This is a genomic window from Solibacillus sp. FSL W8-0474, from assembly GCF_038004065.1.
GTDB classification, from domain to species: domain Bacteria; phylum Bacillota; class Bacilli; order Bacillales_A; family Planococcaceae; genus Solibacillus; species Solibacillus faecavium.
This window is the reverse complement of sequence record NZ_JBBOQJ010000001.1, coordinates 1,649,976-1,672,438: the sequence shown is the minus strand read 5'-3', so window position 1 is coordinate 1,672,438 and position 22,463 is coordinate 1,649,976. Positions and strand designations below refer to the sequence as shown.

Below are 22,463 nucleotides of genomic sequence, written 5' to 3'. Positions count from 1 at the left end.
CTAATTTATTTTATTTATTAGGTGGATCCATTACAGATTTATAAATATTTAAAACCTCTCCGGCTTCTGATATATGTAATGCATTTAGTTGACCGGTCATATAGCAGCCACCGTCAATACCTATATATTTGGCATCTTCACTTACCCATACATCACTTGAATCATGAATTAAGTGCACAGGTGTATGACCAAACACATTGACATAGGGTGTGCGGTTTTGCGTCAAATAATGCTTACGAATCCAAAGAAAATCTTCGGCACTTGTATTATCAATTGTTTCAAAATTCGAATCAAATCCGGCATGTGTAAACAAAACATTTCCAATAATCACAAAAAGTTTGCTTGTTGTTATCATCGAAATTTCTCTCGCAAATTTTTCCTTAATCATTTCAACTTGCTTTACTGGATTTACTGTCATGAAATCATTCGGAAGTTGAGCTTGAAAATTTCGTATTGTGTCCAGACCCCCGTTTTTAAAAAACCGGTCTTTTTTTAAATCTGGGAAGTTTAAATAATCGATCAACATGTCTTCATGATTGCCTAGACAAACGATTACTTGATCACCGAATTCGTCTTTTAATGCCAGCACTTTTTGTATAACCTGTAAAGACTGTGGTCCACGGTCAATTAGATCCCCTAAAATCACCAGTGTATCTTTTTTGTCCCAAAATGAAAGTACATGAACAAATTGATCGTAATGACCGTGTATATCGCTTACTACAAAGATGTTTTTCATAAGTCACCCACTTTTCAACCTGTTTCATTTTTTAGTTTATGTAGGAATTTCTTACATTTTCCTTATATATATATTTCCACTATATTTTTATTTAAACTATGGTTGCTTAAATAAATCCAATTTCATTTCCCCATATCCGATTTGCCTTAATTTCTTTACTTTTAAAATCAATTTCATATACATCCGGATTGGACAGTTGTTTCCATTCATCAAATCCAAAATCACCATTATAGTGATTGATTAATAATGACATAATATTCCCGTGCGTAACAATTGCGACAGATGCATGAGTCCCTTGTCGCAGTTCATTTACTAATTCAATCATTCGATTAACGGCCTCATTACTCGATTCACCGCCATCAAACTTTAAATCTTGATCGATATAGGTTTGTTGTAATTTTTCAAGCCAATCGACAAAATTTTCACTACTCAATACCCTTTCCTTTAATCGTTCATCCACTTTAAAGGGAATACCGTTGTCTTGGACGAAAGTTTCTATTGTCTGTATAGCTCTTTCATACGGACTGGAAATGACTTGCTCTATTTGATAAGGAATTAAAAAATCTGCAAGACGCTTTCGTGCTTCCATTCCCGCTGCCGTCAGCTTTGCCTCAGGAGCTTGCCCCTTTGCTTCACAATGTCGAATGATATATAATTTCATGAAATGACACCCCTTTTATTATAAAAAAACGCATCAAAAAGTTGACGCGTAAACAGTTAATTATTGATGATTTGGACTAATGTATTGAAAGCTTTCTTCGCTTCGGGAATTGGAAATACTGGAAATACATGATTCATATTCGGGTATTCATAATAATTGATGGCAACATTTTGTTCTTTCGCTTTACTTCGCAGCATTCTTGCATCGACAAGTAAAAGCTCTCCCGTTCCAACAAAAACCGTTATTTGACCAATATCCTTTATCTCTCCATGTAAAGGGCTTACTTTATAATCTGTTAAATCCAGTCCGTTTGCCCACATACGACCGAGTTCCTGTGCCCCTAATACGCCAAGCATCGGATCTAGTTTTTCCAGCGCTTTATACTGAGGATCTTCTCCTCTTACATCCAGCCATGCCGAATGAAGTACAATATGCTGCGGCTGCTTTTTCGAAAGGTGCTTTACATCTTGCGCGAATGCCAACGCTAACCCGCCACCAGCAGAATCCCCCATAAATATAAACGGTACATCATAATCTTTTACTAATTGATCATACAAGCCATGAATTGCATCAAATGCTTCCTTAACCGTATTCCGGGGAAGTTTCGGATAAATCGGTACGACAATTGTAAAATTCGTTGCTTCAGCAATCTTAACTAAATAGCGCCAATGGAAAATGAGCGGGTCATTAATATAAGCTCCCCCGTGGAAATAATAAATTACTTTTTTCGGAGAAGGCTGGTCATTAATCGTGTAATACAGCATCCCGGCTATCTCATTTTTTCTGATCGAGTGCTTTTGCTGAAATTTCTCATCTAATACATAGGGCCGTTCATTGTATTTGCTTGCTATAAAACTTTCCATTAGCCGTGCATCCAAAAATTTCTTTTTCGTTCCCCTAATCAATAAAAACCTTTCAAACAACACACTTTGCCAACTTCGCATCCACAGACCTCCATTTACTCAGTAAATTGTGCCATATAGCGTATGTAAAGAATTTGTAGATTATAATCGCAACTTACCATCAATCAACGCTCCAGCTTACTTTAATAATTCCGCTCCTGTCTTTCGGAACTATGAAATAGCTCGACCAACTTTTCAAATACTTCATCCTCCTGATTGACCACTTTATAAGCGTTTGGCATAAGACCCTCCCCACTTACACTTAATATTTTATGATCCAAACCTACTGCGACTGCAGGACCGTCTAAATAAAAATATTGGGGACGAATAATCCAAAAATCATAATCTTCATCTTTTTGATAAAAATCTTCTTTATAAAGCTTCACTTCAATCGATTTTATATAATTCAACAACTCTTCTTGTTTTTCCTCTGATAATGTATAATCCGTTTGTGGATAAACATCCTCTTCTAAATTCTCATAATATGTAGCAAAAGCGATTTCACGATCATCAAACTGACCTTGGAAAATATTTTCAAGCTTGTTTGTGTTCTTTTTCATTTCCGCCTCCACTCGTTCAACTAGTGGTGCTTCTGTATCGATGACTCCTTGGCCCTCCATTTCATTTTGCTCACTACACCCAGTTAAGACGAACATGGTGAATAGGAATGGTAGTATCTTTTTCATAACAAGCTCCTTTCTATCTATGCTTACTATATTTACTCATTCGTAGATTCTGGTACACCTTTTCTCATGAGTTGCTCATATTTTTTTGTTTTGTACTTTTTTAAAATAAAGGAACCAATTACTCCGATATATAACGAGAATAAAAACACAATTTTATAATCTTGAACTTGCTGGCGATAAATATCAAATGCAGCTAAAATTAATGGGATAATTCCAAATAGTGACATGACAAAGAATATATTATCGAGTGTTTTCAAATGTTTCATCTCATTACCTCCCATGTTGTAATTGACGTACTTTTTTATGAAATTTGTATAAACCATAGCTATACCATATAACTACTGGTATCCCCATAATAATAAGAGCATTTAACCAATCGTAATCAAAATAAAATGTTGCAATATATGCGCCAATTACTGCAGCAGTAAATCCAATTACATAAAAAGACATTATATTACGACGTCTTCGTTCACGGTCAATGAGTGATAATTGATCTGAATAAATATCCTTTCCCTCATTTGAGATGAAAATATGTTTCATATAATAATGATTTTTTGCAATTAGCTCCCAGCCAGCTTCATGGAAAAGCTCCTTATAATCATCAAACTCTTCTTTATCTTTTAAACTTCTGAAATCAATTTTGTATCGCATTTTTACAGCATCTAAATCAACTTGAAATACATAATAGTTTTCACCGATTTCTTTTTTATCGTAATCTACAAGGCGCCAACCGCTTTGGGCGAGCTCGTTTAACCATTGTTCTTCAGCTTCAAATGAATTAAATCTTTTATTCAATGTTCGTGTAATTGCCATCTTATCCCTCACCACTTAATTTGTATGTAAATGATAATAGCTTTTCATAACGTCGTTGTTCATCGCTTAGCGCTTCTTTTCCTGCATCTGTAATGGCATAAATCTTTTTCTTTCGGTTGTCTAAATCCACACCAACGACTTCAATTAACTTTTGTTTTTCAATATTTTTTAACACACCATAAAGCGTTCCAGGTGCAATTTCATACTGCCCTTCGCTTACCTCTGAAATTGTTTTAATAATGCCATAGCCGTGCGTCGGTTCTTTTATTAATGCTAATAAAATTAAATACGTTGGTTCTGATAAAGGAATCATAGGCCCTCCATATATTGACTGTCGATATATCGATACACAAATTTTAAAATGTATATATATCGAGTGTCAAGATACAAAGTAGTATTTACTGGGAATTTTACTAATAATAGGGTTATTGCTATGAGTTAGATGTGGGGAGAGAGATGCGGAATGAGATAAATAGCGGAATGAATTTCCGTTATTTATAAAATTATATAAAAACTAGTCAAAATAAGGGAAGGAAGTTCCGATATTGACCTAAAAAACATAAAATTTCAGGGTTTTATTTGAAATAACGGTAAAACATTCCTTTATTTCAACCTAAAATGAGCTACATCCTTTGAATAACGGTAAAATCTTCCGTTATTTTAGGGTCCAAAAGTGATAAAAAATGTAGTACGTCAATTTAGCGCTGTCTTGCCGTAGCTCACCAATCATTAAAGTGAAATTTCACTAGAAAATCTCCCCCATATTATGATGATTCACTTCACGATCACCTTTTTACTTGGATTAGATGTTATTTGCTATCTTTCTCTCTAAAAAGTGCCATTAGCTGTTAAACGTTTATTTCTTTCCTTTACTTTTACTTTGGAACGGCTTATACTCAATTCACAACCATATATTGTGTTTTTTTATCACGGTACTACTAAATGTAGTTTAAAAGGGAAGTTTGGTGCAAATCCAACGCTGTCCCCGCAACTGTAAATGCTGACTGAAGACTAAAATTGCCACTGTGCCACGTGCATGGGAAGGTACGTCTGATGGATGACGCAAAGCCAGGAGACCTGCCGTGTTAAAACTACGTACATTTCTTCGGGGAATAGAAATGGAGGCGCAATTTTTCCATTTACGTTTCCATTTCAGGCTATCCTTTTTTCCCGGGATAGCCTTTTTTATATTTTCTTTAAAATGTACAGCACAATAAATATCAATATAGCGAGGGATTCTATTAATGAAACTTTATACGAAAACAATCTGTCCAAAATGCCTATGGGTAAAATCCGAACTTGATGCTGCGAACTTACAAGTCGAGGTTATTAATATTGACCAGGACGCAACGGCAAAGCAAAAAGTACTCGATGCAGGCTTTCTATCTGTCCCTTTATTCGAAATCAACGGAGAATTTATTGCAGAGCCAACTTCCATTATTAACCGAATTTCTGAAATAACTGCATGATCATTTATGCTTCACGAACTGGCAATGTACGATACATCGTGAAAAAACTCGACTTACCTGCGAAGGATATAGCCGATGTGGATAAAATCGATGCGCCGTATCTGCTATTTACATATACGGATGGATTAGGCTCTGTCCCCCCTATCGTCGATCAGTTCATGACTGCGAACTACAATCAATGCAAAGGAATTATCGTAAGCGGGAACCGTAATTTCGGTCATGCTTTTTTCGGCCGGGCAGGTGATTCATTAGCTGCAAGGTACGGCATTCCGTTAATCGAAAAACTAGAATTACGTGGGACCACATCCAATTACGAAACCATTAAAAATTACTATTATTCCATTTGGAAAGAGGTTTAATGATGAAACAATATTTAAAATTAAACAATGACATATTAAATCGTTACCGCGCTACCGGTGAACTGGATTTAGCAAAAGATAAAGAAGCAACACGCCGCTATTTCCTTGAAGACGTGAATGTCCGCTTACGCTACTTTATCGATATTGAGGAAAAAGTACGCTACTTAGTTGATGAAGGCTATTATGAAAAGGAATTTCTTGAAATGTACTCAATGGATTTTATTAAACGGATGTACAAAAAAGCATATTCGTACAAATTCCGCTTCCCCTCATTTATGAGTGCTTCGAAGTTTTACGATAGCTATGCGATGAAAAGCCGAGACGGGAAAGAAATTCTTGAAAAATATGAAGACCGAATCGTTATTATTGCGCTTTATTTAGCACAGGGTGATGAAGCATTGGCGGAAAAGGCCATTGAAGCAGTCATGACTGCCTATCAGCCGGCAACACCAACTGCTCTTAACAGCGGGAAAAAGGCGCGTGGTGAGCTTGTCTCATGCTTTAAGCTGACGATGGACGACACGATGAATTCGATTGCGGAGAACATCGGTTATTGCCTGGAGCTTTCCCGCTTGGGTGGTGGTGTCGGGGTAAACTTGACTGATCTGCGTCCGTTAGGTGATCCAATTAAAGGGATATTAAACCGTGCGAGCGGGGTTATGCCTGTTGCGAAATTGCTGGAAAACTCGTTTAGTTATTCAAATCAACTTGGACAACGAAATGGTTCCGGAGTCGTCTACTTAAATGTTTTCCACGGAGATATTGAGGCGTTCATCTCTTCAAAAAAACCAAATGCAGACGACAAAATCCGTCTTGCCACACTTTCAACAGGGATTATTCTCCCGGATATTTTCTTTGAACTGATGCGTCGGGATAAAGATATCGTCTTGTTCAGTTCTTATGACATTTATAAAGAATACGGAAAACGCATGTCGGAAATTTCGATTACGGAAATGTACTACGAGCTATTAGATAATCCGAACATCCGTAAACTGAAACGATTAAATGCACGTAAATTATATACGGAAATCAAAAAAGCGCAATTTGAATCGGGTTATCCGTTCGAGATATTTGATGATAATGTTAATAACGCTCATCCGTTAAAGGAAATCGGGCGGGTGAAGATGTCTAATCTTTGTACCGAAATTCTTCAGTACCAGCAAACAAGTGTCATTACTGACCAAAACCAGGTGAATGAATATGGCCTCGATGTCTCTTGTAACTTAGGCTCGATCGACATTCACGAAGCAACGAAAGTTCAGGACTTCGGACAGCTTGTCGATACAGCAATGCGTCTTTTGACGAATGTTTCAACTATGACGGATATCATCAACGTTCCTTCTGTATCTAAAGCGAACAAAGTAATGCACTCTGTCGGATTAGGTGTTATGAACTTGCATGGACACCTCGTACAAAGCGGAATCCGTTATGGTTCCAAAGAGTCCATCGAATTTATCGATGCGTTTATGGAAGCATTGAACTATTATTCGTTAAAAGCATCGATGGAAATTGCCAAGGAAAAGAACGAAACATTTTACCGATTTGAAGAAAGTGATTATGCGAGCGGTGTTTACTTTGAAAGCTATCTAAACAAAGAAGAAAAAGAACTTACACCTGAAGTGATTAAAGCACTTGGGGCTACACCGATTATTACTCAAAATATGTGGCAGCAGTTAAAGTCTGACGTATTGGAGCATGGTTTATTCCACTCATACAGATTGGCGATCGCTCCGACAGGCAGTATCTCCTACATTCGCAGCTGTACGGCTTCCATCTCCCCTGTTACGGAACGTGTGGAAGTACGTGACTATGCAGACAGCCGTACAATTTATCCGATGCCATTTTTAACAAATGACAATGAGGAACTTTATACCGAAGCCTATGATGTAAATCCGTATGAACTGATCGACCTTTACGCAGCCGCGCAAAAGCATGTTGATCAAGGAATTTCCATGACGCTTTACGTAACGGATCAGTGGAACACAGAACAATTAGCAAAAGCCTACATTTATGCGTGGACGCGTGGCATTAAAACCGTTTATTACGTACGCCAACGTTTACTTACAATTGAGGAGTGTGTCGCATGTCAAATTTAACGTATAAAGCGGTCAACTGGAATACCCCAACGAGTGAACTCGCTCGTATTTTCTGGGATCAGCAATGGAAGCAAATCTGGTTTCCGGAGGAGATCGCGGTCAGTAAAGACGTGAAACAATGGAAGGAATTCGAGCACCAGGATACGTACAAAAAAGTGTTCGGCGGACTGACATTGCTTGATACGGTACAAACGAACATCGGGATGAATGAAATCGCTAAGTATACACCTGATTTTCAGGAAAAAGCGGTATTAACAGTTTTCGGATCGTTTGAAGCGATTCACGCGAAGTCTTATTCGTATATTTTCACAACACTGTGCACAAATACGGAAATTGACGAAGTGTTCGAATGGGTGCAAAAAAATGAGTTTCTTCAATATAAAGCAAATCGCATTGGCGAAGTATACACCGCTATAAAAGAAGATGACCCGGAAAGCTTATGGAAAGCGATGTACGCTTCAGTTATGCTGGAAAGCTTTTTATTCTATTCCGGCTTCTTCTACCCGCTTTATTTAGGAGGACAAGGTGTACTGCGAAATAGTGCGGAAGTGATTAGTTTAATCTTGCGCGACGAATCAATCCACGGAGTAGCACTCGGCTTTTTCGCCCAGAACATTTTCAAAACGTTCACAGCGGAAAAACAGCAGGAACTTACTTTGTGGGGTTATGAGTATTTACTCGATTTATATCAAAATGAAATGAAGTATACCGATGATTTATATGCAGAAACTGGACTTTCTCCGGAAGTGAAAAAATACGTGCGATACAATGCGAATAAAGCACTCATGAACTTGGGGCTAGATACGATGTTCCCTGACGAGGAAGTAAACCCGATTGTCATGAACGGGATTTCCAATACAGGATCAACGTATGATTTCTTCAGTCAAAAAGGATCGACTTATGCGGTTGCTAAAGTGGCCCCTATTACGGATGATACGTTTAAATTCTAGTCTTAAAAGAGATGTCCAATAATTCTCGAATTATTGGACATCCCTTTTAATTTAAGAGTTTAATTTTAAGCCTTGGATAAACATATGGATCCATTAGTTAGAAGCCTTTGCGTATTTTTGAAGAATAGCTTGCTTTAGCTGACCAGAAGTTACTTGACCAGTTTCATATTGGTTCAACAGGTTTTGTGTGAAAGCAGTCGGTTTACCACCATCAAGTGCAGCCATGCCAACAGCGAATTGAATTTGTTTTTGTCGTTCTAGGCGTGAGTTTGTGTTCATGCAATACACCCCTTTTTAAAAGTAACTTTATTATACCATATTGCTGAAAACTGATTCAAAAAAAGCTGCGTTTTGTTTCGGATTAAATAAATTCTTGCTTATTGTAAAAACGGATAATCATCTTTATAGCTACGTTCAAATATCTCTAAAATCTCCAGTACCTCCAACGCTTCATAACGCCATTTCGGTTGTAAGGCCAGCTTTTCAATATTTCGTTTGTAATCCATATAAAACGATGGCTCAAACATAAACGGATATTCTTTGATTGGGGCAGCCTCATAGATTAATGTTCCATATGTTCGGCCAATATAATCTAACATTATAAATGAATTTATAAACTCATATTGCTGTTGGTCATTCAAACCGAGATCCAGTGCCATGTCATTTTTGGCTGCAAAACGAAATGTTTCCGGCGTCTCTACTTCTATTAATGGTGGCTTTTCAGTTACCTTCGAATTTTGTTCTTTCTCAAACTTCTCAATTTCCTCTGCTGCATGCAATCTGTAAAAATCTCGAGCATTCTGGTAGATTTGGCCAGTTGCTTTACCTTTTGAACCTTTTATTTTGCGCTCTTTAATGAAGCTATCAATAACCGAATTAACTGTCGCATACTTTAGAATAATTTCTTTATATTCATCATTCGTTAAACTAAACGCCTCAAGCATTTTTTCTTGTTTGAGTTTCTCGATTACATTATTTTCTATATAGTATAGAGACAGTTCTACATTTTTTGCGATTAAATCTTTATCGACTTCAATCTTTTCATGCTTTGCATATGTTAAGAGTGCACTACGATCTATCGAAGTTTCAATACTATATTTAATAGCCTCTGCTTTTGTCATAAATCGAACTTGCTTATATTGATGGGAATAAACATCTAGCAAAAATAGCTGTTCATCTATCGGTTCAATATAAACGTTACTTGCTGATTCTTCTGATTTTTGCAACGGATATATGAACGCTACCATACAGAGAAATAGTATAACTACAACCGGATAGCCCCATTTGAATTTTTTTCTGCCATTTTTATATTTATAGTACTGTTCGAGTGCTTTTTGCTGTACACGTTTTGTTTCTTCATCCATGGGTCCTGTTAATTTGTCTAAATCATGCTTCACTATTTAACACCTCCCAATCTGATTCGTTTAATTGTTCCTTTAAAAGCTTTCTTGCTTTAATTAACCTTGTTTTCACTGTGCCTTCCGCTAGCTTTAAAGTAAAAGCAACCTCATGGACCGTTTGCGTATCGTAATAATAAAGGATAATAATTTCACGATATTTAATTGGCAGCTGCCAGACAGCCTTTCCTATATCACTTTTTTCTTCTATAACAATCAGTTCATCCTTTTGTGATGCGCTTCTTTCAAAACCAAGCACATCAATTACCCGCACTTTTTTATAACGCCAACTTTTCAAATAATCTTTACACTGATTTACTGTTATTTGGACTAAATAACTTTTCTCACTCGTTATTTCATTCTTTGAAAGCATGACTTTTAGCCAAACATCCTGCACAATATCCTCGGCCGCTTGTCGATCTTTTACATAAAGAAAGCTTAACTTTAATAAATAGTTCGTATATGTATGAACAAGTCGTTCAAAATCCATTTCTTCACCTCGCTTGACTATATAACGATTGAACATGCACTTTGGCTTTAAATTTATCCTTTTATTTAAAATATAAGAACGCTATGGAAAAATCACCATAGCGCTCTAAAGACTTACGTATTTAGCTTCTCTATTTCCATTACAGCACGATCAACCGATGCTACTTCAATAATTTCGATGTTAAGTTGGTGTATGTCCTTTACTTCTCTCGCTTCTTTCGCATTTTCTTCAGGTAAGAGAATATGCGAAAATCCGCTTTTTTCAGCAATGAGAATTTTAGCTTTCATCGAGCCAATCTCCTTCACATTCCCTTCCCCGTCAATCGCACCTGTTACGGCAATCGGTACGTTATTGTTGAAGCTGCCTTTTTCTGCGAGTCCGCTTAATACAGTGGCCAGTCCTGCACTGTCACCTTCAAAATCTTCTCTATTTAAAAAATCTTCAATAGCAGAAGAGGTTCCTGGCAGATAAGCCACTACATTTTCCTTCATCGTTTCAAAATGCTTCTCTTTGGGACGTATATAACTTAATAACTCATCATTTTTCGAAGTATAACGAATTTTATTTGTTACCGTTTCCGCATCCAATACTTCTTTATCATTTGATAATTCTAGCGTCTGTATTAAGTAATCCAAATCATCAATATATGCCGCTTCGAAGATATCCACTGAAAGTATATGTATACCTGAATCTTCAACAATTTCAAAAGGCTCGTTATAGGACGTTACGAAATAAGTATAGATTTCATAATTGATCAAGCGAGATTCATACACACATATTAGACATATTACAAAAAAACTCCCAGCAAAAATCTGCTTATGCCGATTGTTGTGCCGGTAAAGATAAAATCCTATAAGTGACATTCCTAAGCCAGTTATTATCAAAATAAAAAACAGATAAATATTAATCTTGTCGAAATAATAAAGCAGTAAACCCAATATGTATAAAATGAACGGCAGAACTATTAGTGTAGCTCGTTTCAACCTTTCATCTCCCTTCTGCTAAACCTCAATAATCCAGTTGGTTGTTCGTACACATTTATTTGATTTTAATAAATGCCGTAATAACGTGGCCTCAAACTTCTTCACATTCCATTCATACCGGTATTTCGTATGCCAATCTTCTATTTCAATTTCATTTAAATCCTTTACCCACGCTAACAACTGTTCGTCTGTCAATCCTTTGTCCAGTAAAGCATCAATTACCGGTAGCATGCGCGCTTCCTCTTTATCAATAAAAGCATATTCCGTGTGCAAACAGCTTTTTAAACTTTGCAATGCTTTATGACACATATGTAAATCCTTCATAAGCGGATGTGCAATGGCTTCAGCTAATAAGTCACTACCATGTGCAACCGCATGTGCCCAGCCTTTTTCATGAACGAAGCCTCGGTAATCCTTTTCAAGCTTTAAATAGTCAACAATACGTTGAATCGCCTCTAGAATAAGTACTTCAGGCAATATTCTATTTTCACGGTCTTTACCAAAAATAAGCGCAATGACAAGTGCTGAAAAAGATCGCGTAAATACATCATCTGAAGGACCGTTATGCGAAATATTTAAATAAAGATACTCATCATCCATGCATGTATTTAATAGTACAACTAATTGTTCTACCGTTAATTTTTCGTTCAGAATTAATTCGCAAAATCCCCTATAAATTAGGTCATCACGTAAATAAGCATCCGGATTTCCGATATTTTGCAGCATGAATTGGAGCAGTTCGTCTATATTGATTAGGTCTAAATTTATTTCTTCTTTTTTTACGATAGATTCAAGAGTCTCTTTCATACTCTCCCCTTTCAATAAGGCACCTCATCAAGTTGAACCGGTGTTATTTTGCCAGTTTTCCAGTCTTCATAAATAGCAGCATACAGCACGCTATCTACAACCGTGCCGTCTTCATTTTCCCATGCTTTTCGCAAATAGCCCTCTTTTACAAATCCCGACTTTAAAAAGCATTTTCGCATTGGTACATTATCCGCTCTCGTATAGGCTTCGATACGGATTTTCCCTTTTTCTCCGAATAAATAATTTTGCAGCCAGCGTAAAGTTTGTGTCCCTGTTCCCTTTCCTCTTGCTTTTGGAGTTAACCGTAAATCGAATAATGGAATCGAATCATCAATATCATCGATGATTAAAAGTCCAACCTTTTCATGATCAACTAGAATCCAAAATGTTTCGCGACCATTTTCATAATAACCATTCACTACTTTTTCTTTTATTTCTGAAGGGTTCACTACAGGGTTCGCGAAAAACTGCCATTCATTGTTAGTAAGGAATTCCGTTAAATCTTGAACTTCTGAATGAAATCGCTGAATTTTTATTGTCATATATTACACTCTCCTAAATTAACAATCATAAATAACCTTTATTGCCCATTTTCAAAAAGCTTCTTCAATGGTTCCGGAATCTTTGCAACTTTTTTCTTTTCTAAATGATAAAAGCAGCCGGATTGTTTGCCGGTACAATGGATATGTTTTTCTGTAGTAATTTCCAGTTCCATTTCCCAACTGGATTGGCCGATTTTCACCATCCAGCACCGTCCGACCGGTTTATCAAAAATCGTTAAAGGGGCTTTGTATTCTATTTCTGTTTTCATTAAAATTGGTGAAATTTGCACTGCCATCATTTCTGCTAGTGGATAATGCTCATTTAAAAAAGCCATTCGTAAATCCTCAAACCATCGTACGTACACAATATTACTGACAATGCCCATTGCATCGATATCATAGGCATTTATTTGAATTGGCTGTTCTGCTAATAAAGTTCTCACAATTTTTCTCCCCCTTATTTTCCCTCTTCATAACGAATCATTGACCAAAAACCAATATCCTCAAATCCAATTCGCTTATAAATGCGCCCTGCAGCCGGATTATCGTAAAATAAACAAATCGATTTCCCTTCAGCAAGCAAGTCCCGACAAAGCTTTAGCATGCAGTGTGTCGCATACCCTTTTTTCAAATAACCCGGTTTTGTTCCTACTCCAACAATCATCGCAGACTGGGAATTTTCAGCAGTGGTCGATGCAGATGACACCATAACGCCGTGTTCATCGCGAATAATATATGTACGCCCTGTTTTAAATTTTTCCGCGCGTTCTCTTCCTTCAATACTAAATGTACCTGTTGAAAACTCAGGAATGGACTTGAGCATTTCAATATTTTCTTCATAGTCATTCGGCTGTAAATACGTCACATTCAAAAAATCCAAATCTGAAATCGGAACCGTCAATTTTGTACATTTCTCATAATACGTTTCACTGTCTCTGCGGATACCACGATTAATCAATTTGCGTAATGGGGCGATTAAATGCTGTAATCCCGAAATTTCTATCCGACCTTTGTTTTTATTAATAATTTCTGCGAACCCTGTCGTATCATAGTCCCCTTCGCTATAGGGAATATAATTTTGATCGTAGCGCAGTAAAATGGCTATTAGCTGATCGTCTTCAAATTGCCCCCAAAGCTCCTGAATATCTGACTCCATCCCATAAGCCTCTATATCACCAATAATAAATAAGTTTTCTGCCGGCTTTTTTTCTACAAGTGCCATTGTTAGTTCGCGGTCATTATTTGTTAATTTTCTGATCATCCTACTTACCCCCTATTTGATTAACTGCGTTTTCTAGCCTTTACGATAAACGTCGTAGGAAAGTGACTGGCTTTATGCAGTGAATAATATCTCTCGGAATACATTACTTCTTCAGTTTTTGCGTGTTCAGGTATATCACTTTCAACAATCTCCACAAGTTCAAAGTTCGCTCGTAACAGTGCATTAATAAAGGTTGCCATTTTATATTTGGGAATTTGCATTGGCGCATCTTCCCCTTTAAATGTCGTCGTTTCAATATATCCTTCACGCTGGTAAGAATCGGTTAATAAAAACTGATGATCCCGGCACTTGATATGGCTATAGAAAGGGTGCTCCCAACTGAAAACAAACTCGCCCCCATCTTTTAAATAGCTATGTATGAGCTTAAACGTTGCGGATAAATCACTAGACCAGCCGATTGCATAAATGGAATACACTAAGTCAAAATAGTTTTTCGGTAAACCAATTTCCTGTTCCATTGGGGCTGTATGTAATGTTGCTTCAATTCCATTTAACGTATTTTGAGCCAGTTCTTTTTGCGAGCTAGAAAAATCAACACCCCAAAGCTCCTTAGCTCCATTGTGATTCATATATAAAAGAGAGTGGCCACTGCCAAATCCGATTTCCAGCACCTTCTTCCCTGCAACAGATCCGATTAAATGTAGCTCTTCCTCTGTTTGAGCTAAAGGCCCATAGCTCGGTAATGCGTCTCCCCCTGCAAAATGCTTCGCAACGATATCCCAGCTTTTTTTATTGTTTTCAATGATATTATTCAAGCGCTTGTCCCCCTTTATTTTTTCGAGATTTTGAATTATTCTTTATTAACATAATTTTCTAATTTAATAATGATTTTGATTTTATCACTGAATCATTATTTTTTCTATATACATATTTTCCAAATCATGTCACATTTCCAACCGCTAAATTGTCTAATGTTTATGAAAGGAGTGGTTTAATGCAACACAAAATGATGACTATTGCCAATAACCAATTATTTACTAATGAGATAGAAGAACTCATTGAAACGTACTATGACAAAATTTACAAATATTGTTTCAGCCTCTTACGAAATACATATGACGCTGAAGATGCCGTACAGGAAGTTTTTATAAAGGCGATGAAGTACGGCAAATTAGCCACGATTGAAAATCCAAATGCCTGGCTTTATAAAATTTCATATTTTCACTGTCTCAATAAAATAAAGCGAAAAAAATTAAAGTCTTTCATTCCCTTTATTGAGCAGGAAGCAAAGACAGCAGTCTTTGATCACGACAATGATGATCAGCTTGAATCAATACTTGTCCATTTAAAGCCTGAAGAACGATCGCTCCTGCTATTACGTGTTATTGAAAATTATAGTTTTGAGGAAATCGGTCAGATTTTTGAAAAACCACCCGCAACAATCCGAAAACGATATGAACGTTTAAAAGTAAAAGTGAAAAAATTATTATAGAAGGGGTTGAGTATATGAAAGATTTCGATATGTTTGAGAAAAAGTTGAAGGAACAATACGAGCAAATCGAAAGTCCAAACAAACAGCAAGTTATTCATAAAATCTCATCTCATAAAGATAAAAAGATGAGACGGTTTCCAATGTTTGCTATGATTTGTTTCGGGTTATTCCTTTCTGTCGCAACAGTTGGGGCCATGAATTTCAATGGATTGACGTTTTTTAATAAGGATGCATCTTCTGTAATTGAGTTAGAAACAATGACAGATGAAGAAATGATTCCTCACAATCAAGCGAATGACATTAATATGAAAAATAGAGAACTAATGGATCAATTAAGGAAAACAATTGAACCAGGGAAATTTTTATACTTTTTAGATGTAGAAGCATTTGAGCAATATGGTGAGCCAGATATATTCTCTCTGTATAATTTTGATACGTTTCGCTCATTCGATAATCTACCTGTTGACTTAACAACTAGATGGACATTTCCAAAAACTTTATTAGAACAATACGAATTCAAAGAAGGAAGCTTAATTTACAATACCCCTGAAAAATCTTACGAGGAAATGATGGAAATTATAGAGCAGTTAAAACAACAAGCACTGAAACAAAATCAACATTACGCAGTATTAGAAGGAGAGTTATTATCTTCCGTTCACTCGATATCTTTATGGTATGAAACGAATGAATTTCCTTTCAGTAAAGCATTTGATATTACAATTGATAGTATTAACAAGCGATTAAAAACAAGCGAAGACCTGTCTAGTTTTGTCAAACTGGATAATGTTTTGACCACAAATGCTTATTATAGTGAAGAACAACGAAAATTAGTATTTGTTCAGCAAACACCAGAAGAAAATTATTTAATCTCAATTCGAAATCCTGTTATCTCAGAAGAAAATGTGAGTTTACAAACTTTTATTGAAGTTGCGAATATGCTTTTAACAAATTAAATATTAGTTTTGTGTAAAATGACTATACCCCTGTTCCAGTTAAAGGACAGGGGTATATATCTTGATTTAATTTAATTTCACGATCCAAATATCTCATTAGGGATTCAAGTAGCTGTTCTCCAAATAATGTTTCGAAATCAATATTATTTCTTATTAATCGTTATTTCGGTAGTTTCCAGTCCCAATCGTTCTTTTAATTCTTCCGTTATCGTAAATGAAATAGTTGAACCTTTTTCTACATTTTCATATTTATGATGTACAGCAGTCACAACCGTGCCATCAGTGACGTAGGTTTCAGAGGGATTTGAATTCACTTTTATATGATCTATATAATCCCCGCTAATTTGCCCTTGCATAAATATTTCCGATGGCAAAATCGGATATTCTGTTTGTCTTTCTATCAAAGAAATTTCAATCGACTGATCTTGAATATCAACTAAACCATTCACTGGAACCAGTACCCCGTTAATTTGCAATTCGTAATCCCATAAATTTATTGCTAAATCTTTTAATTGGGCGTCACTATAATCTTTAATAAGGTCAGCAATCAATTGTTTATAATACGCCGCTTCCTCTTCTTTATAGCTAAAATCCGTTTGAAGATTATCTAAAGTAGCCTGCAATTCTTCGTTTTGTAGTTCTAATTTGTCGATTTGGGCAGTGTTATCTTCCAGAAGCTGAGTTGAAGCATTTACTTCTTCTACTTTGTCACTATTTGGAGAATTTTCCTCATTCTTATTCGAACAGCCAACGAGCATAAACATAAAACTTAAGCCTATTAAGATTCTTTTCAATTATTTACACCCCCATCTATGATTCAAGATTTTTGCTTAAGAAGACAAGACGTTCAATTTCTTCAAACCCGTTTTTCTTATAAAATGCTTCAGCTGGAATTCCTCTGTCAGTTAGAAGCGTAATGTTGCTTATCTTATTTTCTAGAGAGTTAATTAAATAATCCAGCAATGCTTTACCAATTCCCCTATTTTGATGTTCGGAGTCCACACACATTTCATGGATATAAAATTCATCCCCACTCCACCATTTTCTTTGTACGCCCATTATAAAACCGATTACTTCTTCATTTTCTAGTGCGATAACCCCAAAAAATCCAGGCGTATGATAAAAATCTAATAAGTACTTTTGAGCATTCGGAAATGTCCATTCATCATTCCACGGCTCATCATTAAACACTTTAATAAACGTTTCAGTACATTTAACTAAATCGGTTTCTTGAAAAATTTTATATTCCAAAGTAAGTACCCCTTTTTATGATATTTAGAAGTTGAAACATTATCGCATTTTTATGCTATAGTAGCGCATTGCCTTCGGGACACCTAGCCCCTTTCCTCAAATTTTACCATTATTACAGCACCGTTAGCTGTAAATATTTACATTTTTATCATATGTACAGTATCATTAACTCAATCAACTACTTAACGAGGTGTTCTCTTTTATGGCAACTAAAAAAACGTTACCAAACAAACAACAAATTAAATTAATTGCAACTTTGAAAGCACGCTTTGAACAGCATATGGAGCGTCACCCGAATATGGATTGGGAAAATGTGCAGGTAAAAATTGAAGCAAATCCCGAAAAGCTTTGGTCTCTTCATGAAATGGAACGTACAGAAGGTGAGCCTGATGTCGTTGCCTATCATTATGAAACGGACACGTATACTTTTATGGACTGCTCACCTGAAAGCCCTAAAGGTCGCAGAAGTATTTGTTATGACCAGGAGGCATTGGATGCGAGAAAGAAAAACAAGCCGGAAGACAGTGCAATGAATATGGCGGCAACGATGGGCATCGAAATTTTATCAGAAGTCGAATATCGCTCATTACAGCAGCTTGGAAAATTTGATTTGAAAACTTCTAGCTGGGTTTTGACACCACCGGAAATACGTAAACTTGGAGGAGCGATTTTCTGCGATCGTCGATATGATACGGTCTTCATGTATCATAATGGTGCAGACTCTTACTATAGTGCGCGAGGATTCAGAGGGTCGTTAACAATTTAATCTTTTATTGTTGATAAAAATTTTAAAAAGAGGCTAGGACATAAGTATAACGGGTTCGCTTGATAAGAAGATAAGTATTAAAAACAATGTAAATGACACGCTAATTAGCATTATATTTAGACAGTAAATTCTCTATATAAAAGGCGATTAAGAATGCTCCGATAATTTCTGAGCATTATATTTTACTCTAATTGGGGTTACTTCGAAAATACAAATTTACTCCGATAATGATATGCATGATTTTATACAAGAAAACCAATGACGCAACACATCAAAAAGTACCCTCAAATCATTACTAGCACTGGCTTTTATGAAAAATGCATATAACTATGCATAAGTAATATGCCGATAGAAAAGGGCAGAAATATTGATTTAACAACATTTCTGCCCTTTTCACTTCTTGCCAAACTTGCATTTGGGAACGTTATTTTTATAGAAAATTTATATTTATGTAAAAATAAATTACTATTCAACAATCAGAATTTTATTGTTTTTTACTGTATAATCTCCATATTTTCTAGAGAGGTATATTTTCCCCACTGGTTTTTTTTCATTGGCAAATACTAACAAGAAATCAGTTTCGAGTACATCAATTCCTCCAAATAGAAAATTAAATTGAATATCCATTGAATCTTCTATCATTTCATCTGTTGTATACGGTCCAAACACATCAACTTGGGTCCATTCTAAATCAGTTAGTTTTGTTAAATCGATTTGTGTTTCTCCTTGTTCTATCATTATGTATATTTCATTAGCAGAAATTGAATTTTCGCCTGCTTGACTTCCCCAAAAAAGTAGTAATCAGCCTAGGATAATAACAACAATAACAATAATGTAATGGTTTTTTCTCATAAGTCCCTCCTCTCGTTAATATGTCTTTAAATACATGTTCAGTCTATTAAAAACGCTCAATACCATTATTTAGTTCCCAAAGCATCCTGCAGATAAGATCCCAAATGCTTTAGTGAGCGTTGGATTTAGAAATCGAGGTGTGAAAGAAGCTCAATTTTATGTACTAAAAAATACAAGGGCTCCCGCATCGCTTATGGAAGTTGGTTTTATTGATAATAGTGCTGATAATCAGCTGTTTGACGCTAAATTTGATGTGATTGTTGTTGTAATTGTGAAAGCGATTCTTCCTGCTGTAAATAAAGTTAATACGTTTCCAGCTTGTGTTCAGAAATTAGGAGGGTAAAAAAACATAGGAAGGCAGCTGTCAGTTTTATACTGGGGGTTGCCTTTTATTAAGACAAACGATCTTCCACAATTGTGCGCGATTGTGGTAGATCGTTAATAGACTAAAGCCCTATTAGCTTAACATTGTTTAAATAATATCTCGCACAATATTATTTAAAAGTTTGTAATACAATACCTTGACCATTATATGATTCAACTTCAGCATATGCACCATTTATGAAAGTGATTTGTGGTGGAACATGACCGCAATCAATATCGTATAAAATAGGAATTTGAAGCTCGTTTGAAAGTTCTTTATAGACATCTTCCACTGTATAATTTGTAACAGGTGTATTTGCTGGACTTCTACCAAACATAATACCAGTACAATTCTCAAACCAACCAGCAAATTTCATTTGTACGAGGGATCTACGTAAGTCAGTGGTTGATAACTCACAATTTTCGAAATACCAAATGATAGAATCTCCTTCTATATAATTCTTTTTAAAGTTCTGTACATCGCCATATGGTGTACCAACTAAATGCCTAATTGTGTCAATACATCCTCCAAGTAATCGCCCCTGCACCTTAACTTTTTCGTTTTCAATTGATTTCCAGTAAGTTCGTTCTGTTAGATTGAAAATATAAGGAGTAGGGTTATCATGTTGCCATTCCTTCTGATATTTTTCTGATGATTTTTGGAGAATTGCTTCACCCATTTTGGTGGATAAAACAGATTGCCACATTGCTGTCGTATCATCAGAATACTCTCCTCTTAAATCTATTAAATTTGTTCCGTGGGCCGTAGCAACACCAGTTTTCAATGTGATTGCTAACAGTAGCAGACTAATATCAGAATAACCTAATACCCATTTATTTTGTATATTTTCAAAGTCAATATACTCAAGCGTCTCAATAAGTAGTTGTCCACCCCAAGGAGGAATAATTAGTTGTATTTCCCCATTAAGCATCATTTTATTAAACTCTTCCGCACGCTTTTTAGCAGACGCAGACTTTGCCTTATCCTGAGTCCAAGCAGTTTCATCACTAATTATATTAAAACCTTTCTTTTCCATACTTTTAAATGCAGAAATTAACAATCCATGTAATTCACTTGGTACTCCAGATGATGGTGCAGTTACCCCTATCGTTGTGTCTTTATCTAAGAATGGATACTTTATCATATTTAGCCACTAACCTCCCCGTTAGTTAAGTACATTGCTTCATAAACTTAATCGTCCAAAAGGATTCTTTTCACATCACAAAGATTAATGCATCATCAAATTAAATTGGCTACTCCAACCCATATATACCTCATTAACCACGTTTTAAGGTCCTCACCCAGCAAGCTGGTCTGCGGAACGCCTCCCGCTTTGGGCTTTGTTCTCCTACAAAAACAAAACAAGGACTATAGCTAAAAGCTTTATTTCTAATAATGTCCAAAAAAGAATAGGCTAGGATAGTAGAAATGTATAATTTTTAAGTTCAAACTTACTTCTACCTATTTTTAGGAAAAAATGTATAAGACCATGAATTAATAAAATCAGCAATAAATACAATTCCCCAAATTACACCTATTGCAAACGCAGCATCATTTGGATAAGGTGACCCTTCAGCATTTCCATTTCCTAGCCACGAAAAGTCACTTAAGTACATCTTTATTTCTGCCAAACTTTCTGTACCAAATTCCCACAGAATAGCTTGGACTGTGATGAACAAAACTAAATGAATATAAGATGATACGCGATATTTCTTTGCAATATATTTAGGATTATTATTTTTTTCAATAATTTCATAATCTTTATCAGTTAATAATTCAACGCCACGTAACTTCCCAATTTTTTTACGCATCCAACGATCCAATTTGATAAAATCGAGTATACCAAATGTAAAAGCATAAATGATGAATATGATAATAACGATTTGAAAAGTTGATATTTCTCCTGTTTGACGATAGACATACAGTCCGAGTAATCCCTCAATTATCAACAAAAACAGAAATAACAAAATAAACATTATGCTAAATCGAGGTTTTTTTAAAAAATAGCGAAATATACCGAATAAGATCAGGCACCCCAATGACAATACCTCTAAAAAGATAAACAATTCCCAATTGTAATCGAGTATAACATCCAATCGTTCTCACTCCCCTTCATAAGAATTGAATAGCGGCAAAGGTTTTTAAAGAAAAACCTTTGCCTAGAATTATGGTCTATTTCGATTTTCAACTTGATTAATCCAGTTTAAATCTGCTTCTAAATGTAAGAGGGTACCTGTGATTAATAAATACCTATTCTCGTCACCTTGAAGAAGAAATTCCGTTTTAAACTTAGTCAATTCCATGACATCTTTCACTATCATCGCTTTTTGTTCATCCAGCATTTTCTTTTCTTGTTCGAAATTAATCTTACGCGCACAGCTCCATTTAAAATGAAAGTCTTCTTTAGTAGAATGATAGGGTACAGGTTCCAATAACCAATATTCCAACTCTTTTTTACCTTCCGTAGTGATTTCATAAAGTTTTCTTTCTTGGTCATCCATTCCTCCAGATAAGACAAGTTGATCACGTATTAGACGGTCTAGAGTCGTATAAATTTGACCCGGATTAATTTTTTCTTTAATTCCCAAAAGGGATTCTAGCTCTAGTTTTAATTCATATCCATGATTTTTTTTTAGTAACAGCAGTGTTAATATTCCGTACTTAACCGACAT

At 35.8% G+C, this 22,463-nt stretch carries 30 protein-coding genes and 1 riboswitch; of the genes, 8 read left to right on the top strand and 22 right to left on the bottom strand.

All coding sequences use genetic code 11. The features are described from left to right. Positions 1 to 10: 10 nt before the first annotated feature. The 7 genes from NYE67_RS08210 to NYE67_RS08180 form a co-directional block, all read right to left on the bottom strand. Positions 11 to 736 (bottom strand): metallophosphoesterase family protein, encoded by a 726-nt coding sequence (locus NYE67_RS08210; protein ID WP_340729689.1) that lies wholly within the window; start codon positions 734 to 736, stop codon positions 11 to 13. Between the two features lie 106 nt (positions 737 to 842). Then, a complete protein-coding gene (locus NYE67_RS08205) occupies positions 843 to 1,397 on the bottom strand; it encodes a histidine phosphatase family protein (RefSeq protein WP_340729688.1) in 555 nt (184 codons plus the stop codon). Positions 1,398 to 1,453: 56 nt separating this feature from the next. After that, positions 1,454 to 2,341 (bottom strand): alpha/beta hydrolase, encoded by an 888-nt coding sequence (locus NYE67_RS08200; RefSeq protein WP_340729687.1) that lies wholly within the window; start codon positions 2,339 to 2,341, stop codon positions 1,454 to 1,456. 101 nt (positions 2,342 to 2,442) lie between these two features. Then, positions 2,443 to 2,985, bottom strand: coding sequence for a membrane lipoprotein lipid attachment site-containing protein (locus NYE67_RS08195; protein ID WP_340729686.1), 543 nt, complete (start codon positions 2,983 to 2,985; stop codon positions 2,443 to 2,445). Between the two features lie 32 nt (positions 2,986 to 3,017). After that, a complete protein-coding gene (locus NYE67_RS08190; protein ID WP_339216181.1) occupies positions 3,018 to 3,251 on the bottom strand; it encodes a hypothetical protein in 234 nt (77 codons plus the stop codon). A gap of 4 nt (positions 3,252 to 3,255) precedes the next feature. Further along, positions 3,256 to 3,798, bottom strand: a complete 543-nt coding sequence (locus tag NYE67_RS08185) for a DUF2812 domain-containing protein (protein ID WP_340729685.1) — start codon at positions 3,796 to 3,798, stop codon at positions 3,256 to 3,258. A gap of 1 nt (position 3,799) precedes the next feature. Continuing rightward, entirely contained in the window at positions 3,800 to 4,111 is a 312-nt protein-coding gene (locus NYE67_RS08180) for a PadR family transcriptional regulator (RefSeq protein ID WP_340729684.1), read from the bottom strand. A 600-nt stretch (positions 4,112 to 4,711) separates the two neighbouring features. Further along, positions 4,712 to 4,897, top strand: a riboswitch (cobalamin riboswitch). A gap of 145 nt (positions 4,898 to 5,042) precedes the next feature. On the opposite strand from NYE67_RS08180, the gene NYE67_RS08175 reads away from it, so the two are divergent. Genes NYE67_RS08175 through nrdF form a run of 4 tightly spaced genes read left to right on the top strand, consistent with a single transcriptional unit; the run spans position 5,043 to position 8,672 of the window. Then, complete coding sequence (locus NYE67_RS08175; RefSeq protein ID WP_340729683.1) at positions 5,043 to 5,267, top strand: glutaredoxin family protein; 225 nt, start codon at positions 5,043 to 5,045, stop codon at positions 5,265 to 5,267. Next, positions 5,264 to 5,626 carry a class Ib ribonucleoside-diphosphate reductase assembly flavoprotein NrdI gene (nrdI, locus tag NYE67_RS08170; protein WP_340729682.1) on the top strand — a complete coding sequence of 121 codons (363 nt, stop codon included), beginning with the start codon at positions 5,264 to 5,266 and terminating at the stop codon, positions 5,624 to 5,626. Before NYE67_RS08175 ends, nrdI begins: the two co-directional genes overlap by 4 nt. Positions 5,627 to 5,628: 2 nt before the next feature. Next, positions 5,629 to 7,722 carry a class 1b ribonucleoside-diphosphate reductase subunit alpha gene (gene nrdE, locus NYE67_RS08165; protein WP_340729681.1) on the top strand — a complete coding sequence of 698 codons (2,094 nt, stop codon included), beginning with the start codon at positions 5,629 to 5,631 and terminating at the stop codon, positions 7,720 to 7,722. Beyond that, positions 7,710 to 8,672, top strand: a complete 963-nt coding sequence (gene nrdF / locus NYE67_RS08160) for a class 1b ribonucleoside-diphosphate reductase subunit beta (protein WP_340729680.1) — start codon at positions 7,710 to 7,712, stop codon at positions 8,670 to 8,672. Before nrdE ends, nrdF begins: the two co-directional genes overlap by 13 nt. Before the next feature lie 93 nt (positions 8,673 to 8,765). Here nrdF and NYE67_RS08155 read toward each other — a convergent pair whose 3' ends face one another. From NYE67_RS08155 to NYE67_RS08115, 9 genes are all read right to left on the bottom strand, one after another. Then, positions 8,766 to 8,951: an antitoxin VbhA family protein gene (locus tag NYE67_RS08155; protein WP_340729679.1), complete on the bottom strand. Its 186-nt coding sequence runs from the start codon at positions 8,949 to 8,951 to the stop codon at positions 8,766 to 8,768. Positions 8,952 to 9,049: 98 nt separating this feature from the next. Further along, entirely contained in the window at positions 9,050 to 10,069 is a 1,020-nt protein-coding gene (locus tag NYE67_RS08150; protein ID WP_340729678.1) for a hypothetical protein, read from the bottom strand. After that, the gene (locus tag NYE67_RS08145) at positions 10,059 to 10,559 is read right to left on the bottom strand and encodes a sigma-70 family RNA polymerase sigma factor (protein ID WP_340729677.1); all 501 of its coding nucleotides are present in this window, start codon (positions 10,557 to 10,559) and stop codon (positions 10,059 to 10,061) included. The genes NYE67_RS08150 and NYE67_RS08145 overlap by 11 nt, the downstream gene beginning before the upstream one ends. Positions 10,560 to 10,672: 113 nt before the next feature. Further along, positions 10,673 to 11,317, bottom strand: a complete 645-nt coding sequence (locus NYE67_RS08140; RefSeq protein ID WP_340729676.1) for a S16 family serine protease — start codon at positions 11,315 to 11,317, stop codon at positions 10,673 to 10,675. A gap of 243 nt (positions 11,318 to 11,560) precedes the next feature. After that, positions 11,561 to 12,349: a DUF2785 domain-containing protein gene (locus tag NYE67_RS08135; protein ID WP_340729675.1), complete on the bottom strand. Its 789-nt coding sequence runs from the start codon at positions 12,347 to 12,349 to the stop codon at positions 11,561 to 11,563. 11 nt (positions 12,350 to 12,360) lie between these two features. Further along, positions 12,361 to 12,891, bottom strand: a complete 531-nt coding sequence (locus tag NYE67_RS08130) for a GNAT family N-acetyltransferase (RefSeq protein ID WP_340729674.1) — start codon at positions 12,889 to 12,891, stop codon at positions 12,361 to 12,363. 38 nt (positions 12,892 to 12,929) lie between these two features. Further along, positions 12,930 to 13,334: an acyl-CoA thioesterase gene (locus NYE67_RS08125; RefSeq protein WP_340729673.1), complete on the bottom strand. Its 405-nt coding sequence runs from the start codon at positions 13,332 to 13,334 to the stop codon at positions 12,930 to 12,932. Between the two features lie 14 nt (positions 13,335 to 13,348). Next, positions 13,349 to 14,152, bottom strand: coding sequence for a GNAT family N-acetyltransferase (locus NYE67_RS08120; RefSeq protein WP_340729672.1), 804 nt, complete (start codon positions 14,150 to 14,152; stop codon positions 13,349 to 13,351). Between the two features lie 20 nt (positions 14,153 to 14,172). Beyond that, positions 14,173 to 14,928, bottom strand: coding sequence for a class I SAM-dependent methyltransferase (locus NYE67_RS08115; RefSeq protein ID WP_340729671.1), 756 nt, complete (start codon positions 14,926 to 14,928; stop codon positions 14,173 to 14,175). Positions 14,929 to 15,107: 179 nt separating this feature from the next. Between NYE67_RS08115 and NYE67_RS08110 the strand changes: the two genes are divergently transcribed. Then, complete coding sequence (locus NYE67_RS08110) at positions 15,108 to 15,605, top strand: RNA polymerase sigma factor (protein ID WP_340729670.1); 498 nt, start codon at positions 15,108 to 15,110, stop codon at positions 15,603 to 15,605. A gap of 14 nt (positions 15,606 to 15,619) precedes the next feature. After that, positions 15,620 to 16,558 carry a hypothetical protein gene (locus NYE67_RS08105; RefSeq protein ID WP_340729669.1) on the top strand — a complete coding sequence of 313 codons (939 nt, stop codon included), beginning with the start codon at positions 15,620 to 15,622 and terminating at the stop codon, positions 16,556 to 16,558. A 143-nt stretch (positions 16,559 to 16,701) separates the two neighbouring features. Here the strand turns inward: NYE67_RS08105 and NYE67_RS08100 are convergent, their stop codons facing one another. Together NYE67_RS08100 and NYE67_RS08095 are read right to left on the bottom strand one after the other, a co-directional pair. Further along, a complete protein-coding gene (locus NYE67_RS08100) occupies positions 16,702 to 17,352 on the bottom strand; it encodes a hypothetical protein (protein ID WP_340727712.1) in 651 nt (216 codons plus the stop codon). A gap of 16 nt (positions 17,353 to 17,368) precedes the next feature. Further along, the gene (locus tag NYE67_RS08095; protein WP_340727711.1) at positions 17,369 to 17,809 is read right to left on the bottom strand and encodes a GNAT family N-acetyltransferase; all 441 of its coding nucleotides are present in this window, start codon (positions 17,807 to 17,809) and stop codon (positions 17,369 to 17,371) included. A 202-nt stretch (positions 17,810 to 18,011) separates the two neighbouring features. Between NYE67_RS08095 and NYE67_RS08090 the strand changes: the two genes are divergently transcribed. Then, the gene (locus NYE67_RS08090) at positions 18,012 to 18,575 is read left to right on the top strand and encodes a DUF4256 domain-containing protein (protein ID WP_340727710.1); all 564 of its coding nucleotides are present in this window, start codon (positions 18,012 to 18,014) and stop codon (positions 18,573 to 18,575) included. Between the two features lie 465 nt (positions 18,576 to 19,040). On the opposite strand, the gene NYE67_RS08085 is transcribed toward NYE67_RS08090, so the two are convergent. Next, positions 19,041 to 19,313: a hypothetical protein gene (locus NYE67_RS08085; protein ID WP_340727709.1), complete on the bottom strand. Its 273-nt coding sequence runs from the start codon at positions 19,311 to 19,313 to the stop codon at positions 19,041 to 19,043. 211 nt (positions 19,314 to 19,524) lie between these two features. Between NYE67_RS08085 and NYE67_RS08080 the strand changes: the two genes are divergently transcribed. Further along, on the top strand, positions 19,525 to 19,770 hold the full coding sequence (locus NYE67_RS08080; RefSeq protein WP_340728753.1) for an N-acetylmuramoyl-L-alanine amidase: 246 nt from the start codon (positions 19,525 to 19,527) through the stop codon (positions 19,768 to 19,770). Positions 19,771 to 19,921: 151 nt separating this feature from the next. Here the strand turns inward: NYE67_RS08080 and NYE67_RS08075 are convergent, their stop codons facing one another. From NYE67_RS08075 to NYE67_RS08065, 3 genes are all read right to left on the bottom strand, one after another. Then, a complete protein-coding gene (locus NYE67_RS08075) occupies positions 19,922 to 20,935 on the bottom strand; it encodes a S66 family peptidase (RefSeq protein WP_340727708.1) in 1,014 nt (337 codons plus the stop codon). Positions 20,936 to 21,248: 313 nt separating this feature from the next. After that, the gene (locus NYE67_RS08070; RefSeq protein WP_340727707.1) at positions 21,249 to 21,887 is read right to left on the bottom strand and encodes a hypothetical protein; all 639 of its coding nucleotides are present in this window, start codon (positions 21,885 to 21,887) and stop codon (positions 21,249 to 21,251) included. A 69-nt stretch (positions 21,888 to 21,956) separates the two neighbouring features. Continuing rightward, the gene (locus NYE67_RS08065; protein ID WP_340727706.1) at positions 21,957 to 22,463 is read right to left on the bottom strand and encodes a PadR family transcriptional regulator; all 507 of its coding nucleotides are present in this window, start codon (positions 22,461 to 22,463) and stop codon (positions 21,957 to 21,959) included.